Annotated in this window: 16 protein-coding genes; 8 read left to right on the plus strand and 8 right to left on the minus strand. The window is 69.8% G+C overall.

Going from position 1 to position 16,780, the window contains the following annotated elements; all coding sequences use genetic code 11:
• Positions 1 to 4: 4 nt before the first annotated feature.
• From WME95_RS45575 to WME95_RS45600, 6 genes are all read left to right on the plus strand, one after another.
• Complete coding sequence (locus WME95_RS45575) at positions 5 to 490, plus strand: DUF4150 domain-containing protein (protein ID WP_437547197.1); 486 nt, start codon at positions 5 to 7, stop codon at positions 488 to 490.
• 88 nt (positions 491 to 578) lie between these two features.
• Entirely contained in the window at positions 579 to 1,988 is a 1,410-nt protein-coding gene (locus WME95_RS45580; protein ID WP_437905461.1) for a hypothetical protein, read from the plus strand.
• A 66-nt stretch (positions 1,989 to 2,054) separates the two neighbouring features.
• A complete protein-coding gene (locus WME95_RS45585; protein ID WP_012240970.1) occupies positions 2,055 to 2,564 on the plus strand; it encodes a hypothetical protein in 510 nt (169 codons plus the stop codon).
• Positions 2,565 to 2,578: 14 nt separating this feature from the next.
• Positions 2,579 to 2,995 carry a hypothetical protein gene (locus tag WME95_RS45590; RefSeq protein WP_437547202.1) on the plus strand — a complete coding sequence of 139 codons (417 nt, stop codon included), beginning with the start codon at positions 2,579 to 2,581 and terminating at the stop codon, positions 2,993 to 2,995.
• On the plus strand, positions 2,992 to 5,352 hold the full coding sequence (locus WME95_RS45595; RefSeq protein ID WP_437905462.1) for a glycosyltransferase: 2,361 nt from the start codon (positions 2,992 to 2,994) through the stop codon (positions 5,350 to 5,352). Before WME95_RS45590 ends, WME95_RS45595 begins: the two co-directional genes overlap by 4 nt.
• Positions 5,342 to 5,836 carry a hypothetical protein gene (locus WME95_RS45600; RefSeq protein WP_437905463.1) on the plus strand — a complete coding sequence of 165 codons (495 nt, stop codon included), beginning with the start codon at positions 5,342 to 5,344 and terminating at the stop codon, positions 5,834 to 5,836. Before WME95_RS45595 ends, WME95_RS45600 begins: the two co-directional genes overlap by 11 nt.
• A gap of 230 nt (positions 5,837 to 6,066) precedes the next feature.
• Here the strand turns inward: WME95_RS45600 and WME95_RS45605 are convergent, their stop codons facing one another.
• The 4 genes from WME95_RS45605 to WME95_RS45620 all read right to left on the minus strand — a co-directional run bounded on the left by WME95_RS45605 (position 6,067) and on the right by WME95_RS45620 (position 10,794).
• Positions 6,067 to 6,714, minus strand: coding sequence for a leucine-rich repeat domain-containing protein (locus WME95_RS45605; protein ID WP_437905464.1), 648 nt, complete (start codon positions 6,712 to 6,714; stop codon positions 6,067 to 6,069).
• A 258-nt stretch (positions 6,715 to 6,972) separates the two neighbouring features.
• Complete coding sequence (locus WME95_RS45610) at positions 6,973 to 8,133, minus strand: epoxide hydrolase family protein (protein WP_437905465.1); 1,161 nt, start codon at positions 8,131 to 8,133, stop codon at positions 6,973 to 6,975.
• A gap of 120 nt (positions 8,134 to 8,253) precedes the next feature.
• Entirely contained in the window at positions 8,254 to 8,943 is a 690-nt protein-coding gene (locus WME95_RS45615; RefSeq protein ID WP_437547209.1) for a helix-turn-helix transcriptional regulator, read from the minus strand.
• Between the two features lie 294 nt (positions 8,944 to 9,237).
• Complete coding sequence (locus WME95_RS45620; protein WP_437905466.1) at positions 9,238 to 10,794, minus strand: MYXO-CTERM sorting domain-containing protein; 1,557 nt, start codon at positions 10,792 to 10,794, stop codon at positions 9,238 to 9,240.
• A gap of 10 nt (positions 10,795 to 10,804) precedes the next feature.
• Between WME95_RS45620 and WME95_RS45625 the strand changes: the two genes are divergently transcribed.
• Together WME95_RS45625 and WME95_RS45630 are read left to right on the plus strand one after the other, a co-directional pair.
• On the plus strand, positions 10,805 to 11,014 hold the full coding sequence (locus WME95_RS45625; RefSeq protein WP_437911096.1) for a lipase maturation factor family protein: 210 nt from the start codon (positions 10,805 to 10,807) through the stop codon (positions 11,012 to 11,014).
• A 1,001-nt stretch (positions 11,015 to 12,015) separates the two neighbouring features.
• Positions 12,016 to 13,224 carry a toll/interleukin-1 receptor domain-containing protein gene (locus WME95_RS45630; protein WP_437905467.1) on the plus strand — a complete coding sequence of 403 codons (1,209 nt, stop codon included), beginning with the start codon at positions 12,016 to 12,018 and terminating at the stop codon, positions 13,222 to 13,224.
• A gap of 138 nt (positions 13,225 to 13,362) precedes the next feature.
• Here the strand turns inward: WME95_RS45630 and WME95_RS45635 are convergent, their stop codons facing one another.
• From WME95_RS45635 to WME95_RS45650, 4 genes are all read right to left on the minus strand, one after another.
• Positions 13,363 to 13,725 (minus strand): hypothetical protein, encoded by a 363-nt coding sequence (locus WME95_RS45635; protein ID WP_437905468.1) that lies wholly within the window; start codon positions 13,723 to 13,725, stop codon positions 13,363 to 13,365.
• Positions 13,726 to 13,850: 125 nt separating this feature from the next.
• On the minus strand, positions 13,851 to 14,276 hold the full coding sequence (locus tag WME95_RS45640) for a hypothetical protein (protein ID WP_437905469.1): 426 nt from the start codon (positions 14,274 to 14,276) through the stop codon (positions 13,851 to 13,853).
• Between the two features lie 421 nt (positions 14,277 to 14,697).
• Positions 14,698 to 15,348 (minus strand): NAD-dependent epimerase/dehydratase family protein, encoded by a 651-nt coding sequence (locus tag WME95_RS45645; RefSeq protein ID WP_437905470.1) that lies wholly within the window; start codon positions 15,346 to 15,348, stop codon positions 14,698 to 14,700.
• A 66-nt stretch (positions 15,349 to 15,414) separates the two neighbouring features.
• A complete protein-coding gene (locus tag WME95_RS45650) occupies positions 15,415 to 16,497 on the minus strand; it encodes a hypothetical protein (protein WP_437905471.1) in 1,083 nt (360 codons plus the stop codon).
• Between the last annotated feature and the right edge of the window lie 283 nt (positions 16,498 to 16,780).

Below are 16,780 nucleotides of genomic sequence, written 5' to 3' on the forward strand. Positions count from 1 at the left end.
CGATATGCCTGTCACCGTAGGAGTCAACTCACGCACGGTCGTCCACGCCGCGAGCAATGGAATGACCATCGCTTTTCCGGACGTGTGCCTCACCCCGGCGCCGCCCGCCCCGCCGGTCCCCATCCCCTATCCCAACATCGCCATGTCGTCCGACGCCGCGAGCACCGCGAAGAACGTCAAGGCCGACGGCAACCCCGTCTGCCATCAGGACAGCAACTTCTCGCGCAGCAGCGGCGACGAGGCGGGTACGAACGGGGGCGTCGTCTCCGGCGTGAACATGAACAAGGCCGAGTTCATCAGCTACTCGTTCGACGTCAAGGTCGAGGGGAAGGGCTGCGCCCGCGCGCTCGATCTCATGCTCCACAACAGCAAGAACACCCCGCCCACGCCGCTCGTCCAGCCGCCGCTCATCGTCATCGTCATGGAGGAGCCCCCGCCCGCGCCCGAGAACCCCAAGGACTGGGGCGTCGACAAGATCGAGGTGTTCTGAGGGGGCGGCCGCGGAGCGAGCCTCGACCCGCGCCGCGCTGATGGACTGATGGACCGGACTCCCCGCTGATTCGTCCTGGAGCTCTCGCATGCCGACGATCAAGCAATACGTGAACCTCCCTGCCGCCGTGACCGGCGTGAACGGTCCCGTGCGGCAGCTGCGCGTCACGCCCAACCAGGTGCCCAACGTCGCGCCCGGCGATCGCGTGGACTGGTGGATCGAGCCCGACCCGGGCAACGAGAGCCTCGCCTTCCAGTCGCTCACCGAGCGCACGAGGCTCGCGCACGGCGCGGCCCCCGGGGTGACGGTCGGGCTTGGGCACCACTTCGACAACACGCTGACGTTCACGCACATCGGCGGCGACAAGTACACGATCAAGGCGTCGCGCGACGGGCAGCGGGCCCAGTTCCTCGCCACCGACGAGTTCCAGACGTGGCGAAAGCTCTATTATACGGTCTGGTATTCCGGCGCGCAGACGCTCGCCACGTACAACAACATCGATCCTCGGTTCGTGGGCGAGTTCGCGCGGCACTTCATCGAGCTGGAGCGCAGGGCGGTCCTTCCGGCGCTCGCGACCGTGGACTCGGCCCGCGTCGACTTCCAGAGCCTGTCGCAGCAGGCGGTCAGCTCGCCGACCTTCGACTGGCCGTTCATGAACGGCGGCCCGAACGCGCTGCTCAACCTGCGCGTCGGCGGCGCGCCCCCCGGGGGAGGCACGCTGACCGACAAGCCGCTTCACATGGCCTTCCTGCTGGTGCCGAACTGCTATTACACGCAGCTGGAGCGGCGCGCGTTCCCCACGGCGAACAACGCGGTCGGGAACATCACCACGTTCCGCACCGTGTGGCGCGACCCCACGAACGGCAACAACTTCATGTGGACGGCGCAGGCGTCGTGGCCGGCGGCCGGCGCCACCGACGTGCGGGCGTACTTCACCTTCACGCCCGGGTCGCCGAACCGCGTGAACTGGAACCTCACCACGCTGCCGGGCCTCACGGCCCACCTCGCCACGCCGGGCAACACGTACAACCTCACGTTCTCGTTCATCTGGAAGAGCTCGATCAACGGCTACAGCTGGGGCAATTTCTGCGTCGTCGGGTGCACGGGCCCCGGCCGGAGCGAGACGGCGGTCCTCGGCACCTTCGTGCACGAGATGGGGCACGGCATCGGGCAGACCGTCAAGGAGGAGCGGCAGTACAGCGCGACGGGCGTGGCGCTCGCCACGCAGCTCGCCAACCCCCGCTGGTACACCGACCAGTTCGGCGGGCAGGGCCCGCACTGCAACACGAACGCTGGCCTCACGCCGGACCCGTCCACCACGTCGGGCCAGCGGTACGACTGGTGGCCCGCGCTCGGCGGGCGGCTCTGCACCATCTACCACGCCGGCCATGGCAACCGCGACGACGGCGTCTTCTGCCCCGTGTGCGCCCCGCGCATCCGCCGCGTGCGCCTCGATACGCCGGCGCAGACCTCCCGCAGCTGGAACCACTTTGGCTGAACCTCGCGGGCGGGGCGGGGGCGCGCTGCTCTCGACCCCGCGCCGCGCCCACGTCGAGAGGACCCCATGGAGATCGAACCCCGGACACCCTTTGGCTTCGCCCCGCACGGGGGCTCGCCCGAGATCGCGGCCGGCAAGGAGGCCATCCGACTCGCGATCTCGCGGGTGTCCTTCGCGGCCGGCACGGTGGAGCTCGACGTCTCGGCCTCGTTCCTGTTCCCGGATGCCGTCGCGAGCCGCTACCGCGACGTCGAGGAGTCGATGGTCCTCGTCGTCCACGACATCGAGCAGGCGGACGGCGGCGCCCTGCTCGCGCGCAACACGTTCATCGAGTTCCCGGCCGGCGAGCGCGACGGCCCCAACCAGCTCGCCGAGCCCGCGCTGCCGATGCCGGGCCGCGGCAGCCTGGCGTCCGAGGGGTACCAGGGCGCCTGGCTCAACGTCACCGTCGCGTTCCCCTGCGCCGTGGCGGTGCCCCGTTACCGGCCGAGCGTCTATGTGTACCTCGTCCTCGAGAACTACGTGTCGAACGTGATAGGCATCGATCTCGTCGACAAGAAGGCCATCGAATTCTGACCGGCGGTGAACCCATGCTCGTCCGATCCGTCTCTTTCGGCCTGACCGCGGAGACGCCCGCGACCTCGGGCGCCGGCGTCGTCCTCGCCCAGCCGGGCCCGCCCACCCTCGAGGGCGGCGCCCTCGTCCACGTCGTCCACGGCAGCTCGCGTGTGCCCGCCGTCGATATCGAGGTCGAGCGCGCCGAGGTGCTCCGCGGCGTCTTTCTCACGCTGATCTACGCCCCCGCGCAGGGCGGCGTCACCGTGCCTCTGCTCGGGCCGAGGCTTGTCTTCCCCGACGACATCGACGACGTGGGCGCGGACCTCGTGGGCAGCTTCCGGTGCGAGATCGTCCTGGCCCCCCGGGTCGGGGCGTTCTATCTGCACGCGGCGTATCGCCAGTACGTCTCCAACGTGGTTCGCCTCATGGCCCCGCCCGGTGCCCGATGACGCCTGTTTATTCCGTTATCGTCGTCACGTGGAACAACCTCCAGTACACGGCGCGATGTGTGGACGCGCTCCTCCGCACGCTCCCCTCGGACGCGGAGGTGATCTTCGTCGACAACGGCTCGGAGGACGGCACCCCCGCTTACCTCACCGACGTCGCGCGCCGGCTCGGGGACGCCGCCAGGACGGTCTTCCTGGACGAGAACCTCGGCCTGGCCGGCGGCGCGAACCGGGGACTCGAGGTCGCGGCCGGGGAGTACCTGGTGCTGCTCGACAACGATGTCGTCGTGACCCCGAGGTGGCTGGAGGGGCTGCGGGAGTGCATGGAGGAGGCGCCGCGGGCCGTGCCCGGCGCGCGGCGCGTCGGGCTCGTCGGGCCCGTGACGAACAGCGCGCGCGGCCCGCAGAAGGTGCAGAACCCGCCGCCGTTCCAGCCGGAGGCGCTGAACGAGCTCGCGGCCGAGCACCGCGAGGCGTTCCGCCGGCGGTGGGCGCCGTCGTTCGCCCTCTCGACCTTCTGCCTGATGATGCGCCGTGAGGTGTACGCCGAGATCGGCGGGCTCGACGAGCGCTTCTTCCCGGTGGGCCACGAGGGCGCCGACCTCGCCTTGCGGGCGCAGGAGCGCGGCTTCGAGTGCATGATCGCGAGCGACGTGTACGTGCACCACGAGGGGAGCGCCACGCTGAGCAAGGCGTTCCCGGGCGCGCAGGGCCTCGGGGGTGCGGAGCTCTTCTTCGAGAAGTGGCGCGCCCGCCGGGCCGGGAAGACGCGGCTCGTGGCCGCGTACCGCGTCCGGGACGCGGAGGCGACGCTGCGCGAGAGCCTCGACGCGACGGCGCGGTTCGCCGACGCGATCGTCGTGCTCGACGACGGATCGACGGACGGGACGGGGGCGATCGCGCGGTCGCACCCCGCCGTGGCCCGGTACGAGCGGACGGAGCTGCCGCCGGGCGTGGATGGACGGCGCGATCGCGACCGCGCCCTGCAGATGGCGGCGGAGCTCTCCCCGGACTGGATCCTCGCGGTCGACGCCGACGAGGTGTTCGAGATGGACCGCGCGCGCGCCGAGCGCCTCATGCAGCTCGCCGATCCGCACATCAAGGCGCTCGGCTTCCACTGGTACACGTTCTGGGAGCCGACGCGCACGTACTTCCGGGCGGACGGCGCGCTCGGGGCCATGTCGGGGTACCGGATGTACCGGAACGAGCCGGGCCTGCGCGTCGCGCGCGGGGCCGAGGGCGGCCTGCCCGGCGGCGGCATCCCCGAGATGCCGGACGGGTGCGGGCGCTTCACCGACGTCCGCGTGCGGCGGCTCGGCTACGACACCGAGGCGTCACGGCAGGCGCGGCTCGCGCTCCACGGGCGGCCGGACCCGTACACGCCGCCGCGCGCGGGCGCGCCCCCGGAGGTGGCCGATCTCGCGAGCAACACGGTGACGCTGCGCAGGTATGCGCCCGCGTCCGGCGTATCGCTCTGCATCATCGCGAGGAACGAGGCGGAGCGGCTGGAGCGGTTCCTCGCGTTTCTGGAGCCGTTCGTCGACGAGATCTGCATCGTCGACAACGGCAGCGACGACGCGACGGTCGAGATCGCGCGGAGGTTCACCGACCGGGTGCGCGTCCACCGGACGGACCGGCTGGACCTGGCCGAGGTGCGCAACGTGGGCCTGGAGATGGCCACGCGGCCGTGGATCCTGAGCCTCGACCCGGACGAGGAGCTCGCTCACTGGGATCTGCCGCGCGTCGTGCGGCTCATGGACGACCTCGACGTCCACGCCTATTCCTTCGAGATCGCCAATCATCAGAAGGACGGCCCGCCCGTCATGACGATCGCCGTGCGGCTGTTCCGCAACGACGCGCGGATCCGGTACGGGCGCGCCGTGCACGAGACGGTGCAGCCGAGCCTCGACCGGCACCCGGAGCTCGTCGTCCGCGCGGCCGGCGTGGAGATCCAGCACTACGGGTTCCTGAAGGACGACGGCGTCATGGAAGAGAAGCTGTCGCGCTACCTGGAGGCGAACCAGCGCATGCGCGAGGAGGATCCGGCGGATCCGATGCCCTGGTACAACGAGGGGCTCCACCTCCTGAACGACGGCCGCGACGACGAGGCGATCGCCTTTTTGGAGAGGGCCATGGTGCTCGGCCAGCGCTTCCTCTCGCCGCGATCGAGCCTGGCGCAGATCTACCAGCACCGGGCGCTCGCGCTGTGGCAGAGCATGGTCGCCGAGCTCCCGCCGGGCCACCCCGTGCGGCCGACGGCGGAGGAGAGCGCCGCGGCGCTGGGCCGCATCACGCCGGCGCGGATGCTGGTGGGGCAGGCGCGCAGGCGCAGGCTCCAGGGGCCGTCGCATGGCGAGTGAGGGGCGGCGCGCGTTCATCGCGCAGGTCACCGCGAGGGCCGGCCTCGTGGCGCTCGGCGGGTGCGGCGGCGCGCCCGGGGCGGCGGGCGCGATTGACGGGGCGAGGGGCGCGGCTGCGGCGGGGAAGGCCGCGCCAGCGGCCCGCGCCGCGGCGACGGCGCCCGTCATCGAGGCCACGCTGCGGGGCGGCGTGCTCGCGCTCCGCTATCGCTACCCGAGCTCCATCGGCCAGCGGCTCGCCGCCGCCCCGTGGGCCGCCACGCTCGTGGTCGCCATCCACCCTGCGTCGGCGTCCCCCGCCTGCCGGAGCCTCGCGAGCGGGGCGCTCCGCACGGAGGCTCCCGTGCTGGATCAAGGGATGTTCCGCGCGGTGGCCGAGGTCGATCTGGCGGAGTTCTTTGGCCTGAAGGCACCGTTCATCCGCTATGTGCACGCGTCGTTTCTCCACCTCCGGTCCGACGTGCTGCGCGTCGCGGCCGGGTGAGCCGAGCGCGAAGCGCGCCATTCACGGCCGAGCGGGCAGGGCGTGAGCCGCGGAGCTGCGCCACGCGACCGAGCGTGGGAACCTATAGCATCTCGCCGCCGAAGGGCTGGGGCCTCCCCGCCGGGCGCAGTGCCGAGCGGAGCGAGGCTCCGCGCACCGTCGGGTGCAGGCCCTTGTTCGGCGGCCCTGGACTGCGGCGAAGGTTCGGCGTGCCTTGCCCGCGTCGCCAGCTACCGCAGCAGGTTCGGGATCCGCGACGCCTCTGGCGGCACCTCCCGGATGTTCGTGTTCGCGATATTGAGGGTGATCACGCTCGGCATCGCCCACACCTCGGGCGGTAGCGAAGCAATCGGGTTGCCCTGAACCCCGAGATGTCTGAGCCGCGACAACCGGGCGATGCTCCGAGGCAGAGCACGCAGGCGGTTGCGGCCGAGGCTCAGGTTCTGCAGCGCCGACAGCCCGCCGATCTCCTCGGGAATCGCGGGGATCGCGTTGTCCGTCAGTCGCAGTTTTTCCAGCCGCTGCAGCTGCAGTGCGACCCTCGGGAAGTCGATGAGCCGGTTGGCGTCGAGGCACAGCTGCTTGAGGCGCACCAGCCTGCCGAGTGATTCGGGCAGCCACCCAAGCTCATTGTCGTTGAGCCACAGGTCTTCGAGCTCCACGAGCCGGCCGATCGCGTCTGGCAGGGTTCGAAGGCGGCACCAGTTGGCATAAAGGACCCGCAGCTTGGTCAGCTCTCCGATGGCCTCCGGTAACTCCTCGACGCCGCAGTGGATGAGGTCCAGACGCCAAATGTCATTGCTGGAGAACAGGTCGAGCGGCAGTCGCGGGATGGGGTTCCATGACCAGTTTACGAACCGCAACGACTCGTCATCCATCCGTACCTCCGCCGCTGAACCGCCGCCAGCTCACCGGTGAAGCCCGCCGTCATGACGCCCCACCCTACCACATGCGCCCTGGGAACCGAAGCGCGTCCACGCGGCGATGCGGCAGGCTTCACCAAACCGCTGGCCCGCGCCGCGAAGCTTGAGCGCCGTGCTCATGAAACGCACGTTCGGGTTCGATGCTTTGCGATGGCCGAGATGCGAACGGAAGAAGCGCGCGCGTTCCACGCTCACGGACCCAAAGGCGGTGCCCTACGACAGCGAACCGAAGAACTCCCGCACATCGGCGGCCAGCGCCATGGGCGTCTCCGTCGCCAGGAAATGCCCGCCGCGCGAGAGCTCGGTCCAGCGCACGATGTTGTGGTCGCGTTCGGCCAGACGGCGCACCGCCACGTCCTGCGTCAGCGACACGGCCACGGCCGTGGGCACGGTGCCGCGCGGCTTGGGCGCCCAGCCGGACGGGTCGTTGAAGGCTTCATAGTACAGGTTGGCCGAGGGGCCGCTGGTGCCGGTGAGCCAGTACAGGCTCACGTTGTCCAGCAGCGCGTCCAGGCCCACCGCGTCCTCCGGCAGCGCGGCCGCTGGATCGGTCCATTCCTTGAACTTCTCGACGATCCAGGCCAGCTGGCCCACCGGCGAATCATGCAGCCCGTAGCTGAGCGTCTGCGGCCGCGTGCCCTGGATGTGCGCGAAGCCCATCATCCGGTCCCGGAAGTTCTGCAGCCGTTCCAGGCGCTGCTGCTCCGAGGCCGTCAGGCCTTCCAGCTCGGCGGGGTCGCCGGAGGGAAACGTCACGAGCGCATTGCAGTGCACGCCTCGGACATGCTCGCTGTCGATGCGGCCCAGCTCCGCCGCGATGAACGCGCCCACGTCGCCGCCTTGCACGCCGTAGCGCGTGTAGCCCAGGCGCTGCATCAGCGCCGCGAGCGCACGGGCGCAGCGGCCATGGTTCCAGCCGGCGTCGGCCAGCGGCATCGAGAACCCGTGACCCGGGATCGACGGGATCACCAGGTGGAACGCCTGCGAGGGGTCGCCGCCGTGGCGGCGCGGGTCGGACAGCGCGTCCGCCACGCGGTCGAACTCGGCGAAGCTGCCGGGCCAGCCGTGCAGCAAGAGCAGGGGCTGCGCGCCCGGCTCGGGCGAGCGCAGGTGCACGAAGTGGATCGTCTGCCCATCGATCCGGGTGGTGAACTGCGGGCGGCTGTTCAGGTGCGCCTCGCAGCGTCGCCAGTCGTACTGGCACTGCCAGTGCCCGGCCAGCCGTTGCAGGTAGGCCACCGGCACGCCCCTCACCCAGTCGCCGCCGGGCAGCTGCGCCGGCCAGCGCGTGCGCGCCAGGCGTTCGCGCAGGTCGTCGATGTCGGCTTGCGGAATGTCGATGCGGAAGGGGTGGATATCGGAGTCGCAGTGCATGGGGGCCCTCGGGTTGGTCGAGTTTGCCGGTGCGAGCCAGCGACGGGACCGTATCCACCGGGGTGGGCCCGGTCTTGGAAGAAAACGACAGGCTCAGGCCTCGCCGGACCGCCTGGGCCCTCAGCGCTTGGGCTCGGGCCGGGCCGCAGCCCGCACCACTTCGCCGGGCGTCCTGCCCATGATCCGCTTCAGCGAATTGCCGAGGTGCGCCTGGTCGGCGTAGCCGCAGGCGGCAGCCACGTCGGCCGGCGCATTGCCATGCATCAGCTGCTCCAGCGCCGCCTGCGCGCGGTGGATCTGCGACAGCTGCTTCGCCGTGAGACCGGTGGCGCTCAGGAACCGGCGCTGCACCGAGCGCAGGCTGGTGCCGGCGGCATCGCCTTGCAGCACGCGGAACACCACCGGGTCCGCCACCAGCAGGCCGGCCCTGATGAGGCGTGCCACCAGATCGTCGGCGTTCTCGAGGTCGGGCACCTCGAACGCTTGCGGCCCCAGCAGGAACGAGCGCGAATTCGCCAGCGGGCGCAGCACGCCCTGGTCCAGCATGCCTGTCGCCGGCACCCCCGGCATGAACACGCCTGGCCGGAAGGCGATGCTCAGGTACTCGTCGCCGGTCTCGTAGCCCAGCGTCACCGGGTGCGTGATCAGACCGGTGTGCAGCACCTGCAGCCGGCCGCGGCGCTTCATGAACACGAGGTCCCAGCAGCCGTCGGGCAGGGACTGGTCCTGCGCGTCGTCGCCATAGGCGACGCGCGTGATCCGCTGCACCAGCGCATGGTCGCTGCCACGGATGGAGCGCGTCGTCCTCATGGGCAGCTTCCCTTCGTCATGCTGCGCAGTATGGCCGACCCGCGCCGCAAGGCGAATTCCCACGCCGGGCGCGGGCGGCTGCGGTCCACCGCGAGCCCGGGTGGATCGCAGTCGCCCCTCTCCACCTGGAGCGACAAACGGGTTGAAGCCGCACGCAAACAGCGAGAAGTTGGGACGCCAGAAGACGCCAAGATGCCAAAAGACGCCAGAATTTTATTGTTCTCTTGGCGTCTTTACACGTCTTTTGGCGTCTTCTGGCGTCCCATTCTTATGGTTGCCAAGCTGATCGGTGTTCTACCGGGCCTCGCTCCGCGGCGAGGAGGCCTGTCGTCGCCGGAGGGCGAACGCGGCGAGGACCGCCGTCAGGAGGCCAAGGGGGTGATTCCCGCCGCCGCCCGCGGCGCGGCAGCCGCAGCCCTCGCCGTCGCTGGAGGCCTCGCCGCCCCCGCCGGCGCCTGCGCCCCCGCCCGTGCCGCCCGCGCCGCCCGCCTCACCCCCGCCCGAGCCGGCGGTGCCGCCGCCCATCCCGCCCGAGCCGGTGGTGCCGCCGCCCATCCCGCCCGAGCCGGCGGTGCCGCCGCCCGCGCCCCCGTCGCCGGAGGGCCCCGGCGGCGGCACCGTCGCGCAGTCGCCGAGCGAATGCTCGAGCGCGCCGAGCGTGAAGCTCCCGCTGCCCGGCCGCCCGCGCGCGCAGTAGTCGTCGGTCACCGCGGTCTCGGCGGGCGCTTCGCCGACGAGCGACGCCACATCCCCCTTGAGGTGCAGGTCTCCGAGACTCGGATTCTCGTACCAGGTTTGGAACGTCGCGAGTCCCACCTCGGCCAGGTTGTCACTCTCCTGGTGTGTGGCCCCGTCGCGGTCGCGGATCTTGCCCGTGAGCACGTTGCCGCGCGCGACGCCGCTGGTCGTCGCGAAGCGGAAGTCGATCCCGCTCGTCGCGATCAGCGTATTGAAAAGAAGCCGCGTGTCCGTCGCGCGGTTCAAGTAGATCCCGACGTCCGAGCAGCTCGCGATGATGTTGTTCCGCATCGTCCCGCCGGTGTGCTCGACCTCGCAGGGCACGTCGGGGTCGTAGGCCGGGGCGCAGTACTCCGCCCCCGTGCCGCCGCCGCCGAACGACAGCCCGATGCGCGCCCCGTCCGGCGAGCCGGCGGTGGTGCAGACGACGAGGTTGCGCTCGAAGAGCCCGTCCGAGCCGCCGCTCTTCATGAACGCGGCGTAGCTGACACCGTCGCCGCCGTCTTTCTGGAAGTCGTGCAGGTAGGTGTCGCGCACGGTCCAGCGCTTGCCGCCGTCGATGTTGATCTTCGTGACGGGCCTGCCGGTCCTGCGCGGGTGGCTGTCGAACAGCTCCGATAGCTCGATCAGCCCGTCGTCGGGGGCCGTCCAGACGCCGTCCACCTGCGCGGCGTTGATCTTGAGCTGGGCGTTGAAGTCCCGCACCTTCGAGCGCCGGAGGGTGAAGCGGCTGGCGGCGCCGAACACGTGGAAGGCATGCTCGCAGTCCGAGTCGTCGGCGCAGACGCCGCGGATATCGAGGTCTTCGAAGTGCCAGTTCGGGCCGCTGACCTTGAAGCCTTCGAGGCCCGACAGCTCGACGATCGCGCCGAGCGGCTCGGCGGCGCGCACGACGATCGGCGCGGCCTCGGTGCCTGCGGCCGCGCAGGAGACGCCGTCGAAGGCGTAGGTGCCCGAGGCGAGGACGATCTCGTCGCCGGCCTTGGCCGCGCCGATCGCGGCGACGAGCTCGTCGGTGGTGCCGACCGGCACGACGGCCGCCGCGGCGGGGGCGGCGAGGAGGAGGGAGGTGAGCAGGGCGAGCGGAGCGACGGGCGCGCGGCGTGGCGACATGGCTGCAAGAATGCGCGGGTGCGCCCGTCCGTCAAGACGGCGCGTGCAACGTGTGACGGCCGTGCGCGACCTTCTCCCCCCACGGGCCGGGCTCATCAAGCTCCGCGACGACCCGCGCTGGCGCGACCTGACCTGCCTTGTCTACCACGACGAGACGCAGCCCGTTCCGGACCCGCCGACATCGCAACGTCGCCCTACGTCGAGTGGGCCGTGCTCATGACACACACCTTCGGGTTCGATGCTTTGCGATGGCCGCGACGAGAATGCAAGATACTCGCGCTTTCCACGAATGTGGACCCAAAGGCGGTGCGCCGCATCCTCGTTCATCTCAACCTCCCTTCACACCCGCGAACGGCAGCACCCGCACGCGACCCGACGTGGGAACCGATGGCGTTCGGGTTCGACGCCGCGTAGCTGGGCACACCGCCCGCCCCCGTCATGGCGAGCGAACGCCACCGTCGTCGAGGCATGGCTGCGCCCGGAGCACGCCGCCCCAGCCCTGCGGCGGGGCAAGCGGGTGTCGGATGGGCGAAAAACGGCTCGCCAGGCGCCGTCCCCGCGGGGATTGACACGGGCGAAAGTCCTACGGTTTCCTATCCGCAACAAGCGCGGCGCAGCTGTCGAGGAGCTGCGCCGCCTGATCCAGGGGGCCCGTGGCCGGAACGCCGCGGCGAAAGCGCTCGACATCGGGCGGACCACCCTGACCTGGAAGCGCGGCGCCCCGGCCGAGGTTGTGACCGAGCTCCGGAAGCTCGCGCTCACCCGGGGCCGGCCTAGGGTGTTCGGAAATCCTACTAAATCAGAGATCCTGATCCAGGAGGTTTTCCGACCACCCACAGTCGGCGAGGGCGCTTCCTGCCTCTCGACCGCGAAAGCGATGCCCCCGTCCCGCCCCGCAGACGCGCCTTCCTGGGCCTCACGAGGGCGCCGATGGCCCCCCGGGTGGGCTCGGCTCGTCTCGGGGCCGCCAGGCGCCCGCGCGGTGGACGCCGGAGTTCGGGCGTCCCCGATCTCGGTTAGCCGCCATCGCTCGGAGGTCAGGCGCGCTCCGGTCGATCATGCGGATCCTGGGCTGCGCTCGGTAACGTTCAGCGAGCTGGAATGCGCAGCGAGCGGGCAAGCACGAGCTCTGGGAATCGTGGACAAGAAGCCGGACGTGCGATCATCATGCGAGCTGTGGGCGCGCGGCGCAGCGATGGCACGGGCAAGCGGCGAATGAGAGTGAGTCCGAAGGGTCTGCTCTCGCGCTACGAGGTAGGCGAAAGGAAGTTTCCTAATGCCGAATTACCCGGCGTGAATCTCTCCGGCGCGAACCTTTCAGGGATAAACCTTTCCGGCGCGAACCTTTCAGGGATAAACCTCTCCGGCGCGCTCCTTGACGAAGCGGACCTCCGCCACGCAAATCTTTCTAGCGCGAATCTCACAAGTGCCAACCTCTCCGCCGCGCACCTCTTCCGCGCAAATCTCTCCCGCGCCGACCTCTCTGAGGGGGACCTCACCGGCACCAATCTCGTAGGTGCGGACCTCACCGACGCAAAAATAGTCGGTGTGGACCTGTCCGAGGCGAATCTGGCTGGTGCGAATTTTACCCGCGCAAATCTATTCGGATCCAGCCTCTCTGAAGCAAGATTGTATAACACAAATTTTACCGACGCCGACCTCTCTGAGGTGGATCTGATTGGTGCGCTGCTATACCGCACCCAATTCCACAGTGCGAGATGCGACAGTATACGCATAGGCCATGCGTCGCTACTAAAAGTCGATCTTGGTCAGCTCTGTGCTGCAACTCCACCGGTTGAACACGTTGGCCCGAGCTACGTTGATCATACGACAGTTCTCTGCTCCGTTCGCGCTCCAGGGTTAAATCGCTTCCTGGCCCGGGCGGGGATGCCGGAGATTTTTGTCGAATACATGATTGACTGTGCGCTTTCTCTGAAAACGGACATGTTCAAGATGCTCCAATCCACTTTCATCAGCTACGGTGCACCCGACGAACCCTTTGCGCGCAAGCTCTACGAGGCTTTGCACCGTAACGGGGTCACGACGTTCTTCTTCCCCGAGCACGCGGAGCCCGGAGAAAAACTCCACCGCACGATGCGAAAGGGTGTGAACGAGCACGACCGCGTGATCCTCATCTGCTCGCGATACTCGCTCGACCGCAAGGGCGTGCTGAACGAGCTCGAGGAGATCCTCACCCGCGAGGCCCGCGACGGGGGTGCCTCATACCTCATCCCGATTCGGCTCGACGACTACGTGTTCACCCGCTGGAAGCCACCGAATTCGGACGTTGCCCAGGCCGTGCGCGATCGGGTTGTGGCCGACTTCGAGGGGGCGAACGAGGACGAGGCCAAGTTTCAGGCCGGCCTGCAGAAGCTCATCCGGGTGCTCAAGAAGAAGACAGTCGAGGCGGCGGACGCCGGGAAGGGGTAGCAGCGGCGGCGTCAGTCCGGCGCCGAGAGTTGCAGGGGCGATGTCCGGTCGCCCTGTAGTCTGTCCTGAGCAGGGTCCGAAGTGTAGGCAGGGTGCCCAGGGACGGCGGAAATGGGCTCTTGTGGACTGGTCAGATGATTAGCCGTACGCGGGTTCAACCCCCACCATCACGTTGATCCGGCGCGCCTCGATCGCCGAGGCGAGCGCGTCCCGGTCCTCGCGCGTCTCGATCCGCGAAAGCCGCGGGGCGAGTGCGCGCGAGCCGACCTTGCGCAGCGCCACACCGGCAGGCTCGAACAGCCGGACCGCCTCGGCGATCTGCGCGTCGATCCAGGCGTCGTCACGTACCGGCTTCTCCGCCTCCTCCTCCGTCGCCGCGATCGAGAGGGGAAACGTCGGGAGGGGCGGGGGCACGCGCCCCGCCGCGCGAGCCAGGCCCGGGGAGAGCGCGCCGGCGGAGAACAGGCCGCCTGCGGCGATCACGGCGCGGCGGGAGATCATGGACAAGGCCCTATGCCATCAGAGACCAGTCATTACCGGTCGGCTTGGTGCCGGAGGCGTCCGGCGAGAGCCAGGCCGGCGCCGGTGCGCTGACGGCCAGCGCCGGTTGCCGCGGCGTCCCGCGCTCACGCGCGCGGAGCGAGCACCTGAAAGCGCCGTCCGCTGGATAACACGTACGGGTCCTCGCCGGTTTCGAGCACGTCGTGCTGCTGGCTCAGCTGATGACCTGGCTGGCAACAGGCGAGCGTGTACGCGACGTTCCAGCGCAGCCGGGCGAGGACATCGTCGATGGGGACGTGGGCGTGCACGAACGTGACGAGCACGGGCATGTCGGGCAACGCGTTGAGCCGTTCGATGGCTGCGAAGACGTCGGCGCGTTGCCAGGCGAAGCGGCGGATGCCGAATCGGGTGCGCCAGGCCTCGACCAGCGGCTCGTTGAGCACCGGATCGACGCTGACGTTCTCGGCCTCCGTCTTCAGCGCGAACAACGCCCCGGTGCGGGCGTGGGCGCCGTCGCCGACGTGGATGACCCGGCACGGCGCGCCGGACATGAAGGGCCGCAGGTGCTCGAGCGCCGAATAGCTCTCGGTCATTTCCTTGGCGGGGCGCGTGGCTTTGGCGAAGAGCGGCCACAGGGCTTCGAAAGACCCTCGACGCATCAGGCGATCGAGGTAGTCGCTGCTCGCTGAGCCAGCGTCCGTGTGCGGATTCACGGCGGTCGTTCTATCACCGGGCGCCGGAGCGCGTGGCCCAAAGCGCCAGCTCGACCGCTCGCTCGATCCTTTGCCCGCCTTCTGGCTTTCGGAGGTTCCATGTCCTCTCGTTCCCGCTCGCTCCCGCCCGCGCTCGCCGCCCTCGGGGTCGCCGCCCTCTCAGCTCCCGCGCGCCGAGGCCGACGCCGCGTGGGACGAGACGTGGGCGGCGGCGCGGCGCGACGGGGAACGGATGCTCGTCGCCGCGTGAGCGGCCTCGCTACGCCGATGCGAGCGCCTTGATGTCGGCGACCTCGAGCACCTGCCTCGGAGCCCCGCTCGTCACGGAACGCACCATCGCGCGCTCCACGTCTTCGAGCTTCAGGGCCGGGAGCACGAGCTTCATGAGCGGGACGAGCGGAAGCAGGAAGCGGTAGACTCGCTTCAGGTTCTTCTGTCCCGGCACCGGCGTCATCAAGCCCGGCCGGAAGTTGTAAACGCCGCGAAAGGGCAGGCGCATCAGCGCGTTCTCGGCCTTGCCCTTCACGCGCGCCCACATCACCCGGCCCTGCTCGCTCGAGTCGGTGTGCGCACCCGAGACGTGCGTGAGCACCATGCCGGGATTGAGGCGCGCGAGCGTCGTCGCGAAGGCGAGCACCGTGTCGTACGTGATCGCCGTGTACTCCGCCTCGCTCATGCCAACCGAGCTCACGCCGGCGCAGTAGAAGCACGCGTCGTAGCCCGAGAGCCGCGCTTCGAAGGGGCCGAGCTCGCGAAAGTCGGGGATCAAGCACTCGTCGAGCTTCGGATGCGCGTGCCCCGACGGCCGGCGTGCCACCGACAGGACCCGCTCGACCGTGGGATCCGCGAGACAAGCGAGCATCACGCCTTCGCCGACCATGCCGGTCGTTCCGGTAACGATGACCTTCATGGCCGCCATGTTCGACCCGAAGCGCCGGCGGCGCAAACCCAGGAACGAGCGAGCGTCCCCCTTCTTTCACCTGGACGGCGGCCGCCGGATCTCGATCCGATTCGTGTAGCTGCCGGCGGCGTGACCCACGCTGTCCCAGCCGCGCCCCACGCTCGTCCCGGCCAGCGTGAGCGTGAGGTAGGCCGCGGACGAAGGGTCGTTCGAGGCGAGACCGAACTCGAACGCATTCTGCGGCAGGCCCCAGCCGGCGGTGGGCGAGAGCTCCGTCGAGAGCTGCCGTGACCAGTCGGCGAAGACGATCGTCGCGAGCTCGCGGGGTGGCGATTCTCCCTTCTCGACGAGCACGACGCTCAGGGGTTCGCCGCGGGCGAGCCGGCCTTCGCCGAGCGTCGTGAACGGCCCCTTCTCGGCATCGCTCGCCTGGACGACGCGAAACGTGCCGCCGGCGTCGAGGTACGCGAAGCGCGCGGGCGCGCCGAACGGATAGTCGAAGTGGATCACCTCGACCACGACCTCGGGGCAAGGCGAGAACCGCAAACCGAGCCGGCGATGGCCGGTGATCGACACGCGCGTGAAGGAGTTCAGGTGCGAGAACACGGGCACCTGAAGCGCGGTTCGCGCGTCGATGGCGGCAGATTGATCCGAAGTGGCCCTCACACGCAGGCTCCCCTCGTCCGCGTAGTCCACCGCGAGCTCGCGATCGGCGCGATCGAGACGACGAACGGGCGAGTCGCCGCGCCATTGCAGGGGCGCGAGCACCGTCCAGAAACGATCCGGCGAGCGCGAAATGAACTCGAGCCGCGGCTCGACGACGATGCCCACCGCGCCCGCCTGCACCGAAACTTCCCCCGAGTCCGGCTCCACGCGAAGCCACGGAGCCACGTCGAACGAAGCGGGTGCAGCGAGTGCTTGCGTCCAGCGATCGCCGCCGAGCTCGACTTCGGGCGCAGCAAACGGAGCTGTCGAGGGCGCCGGCGCCCGCTGCGCGGCCATGAAGCCCGCACCGAAAGCGACACCGGGCAGCGCAGCGAGCCAGGTCAGCCGCGGCGGGACCCCGAACCGCCACCACGCCGTCGCGAGGCCCAGCGACAGGACCACCGCCAGACAACCCGCGCCGAACGCGACCGTCCTGCCGCTCTCCGGGAACATGGTCCCCGCAGCGAGAGCCACCCCGAGCCACGCCGCCGGAAAGAGCAACAGCAACCCACGCGCGCCCGCCGACCGTCGCGCGGCCAGAACACCGACGGCGATCACGCTCCCGACCGCGACCGCCGGCAGAGCGCGGTTCGCGAAGAAACGCGCGTGAAGAAGGGGAAAACCGCCGGGAAGCAGCTCCCAAGCCGCGATCGCGGCGGCAGCATGCGCGAGCAACGCCAGCGACCAGAACACCCCGATGAGCGCCGCCGAGGTCGCTCTGGAGTGGCCAGCTGCT

The sequence above is a fragment of the Sorangium sp. So ce327 genome (assembly GCF_051530205.1).
GTDB lineage: Bacteria > Myxococcota_A > Polyangia > Polyangiales > Polyangiaceae > Sorangium > Sorangium cellulosum_B.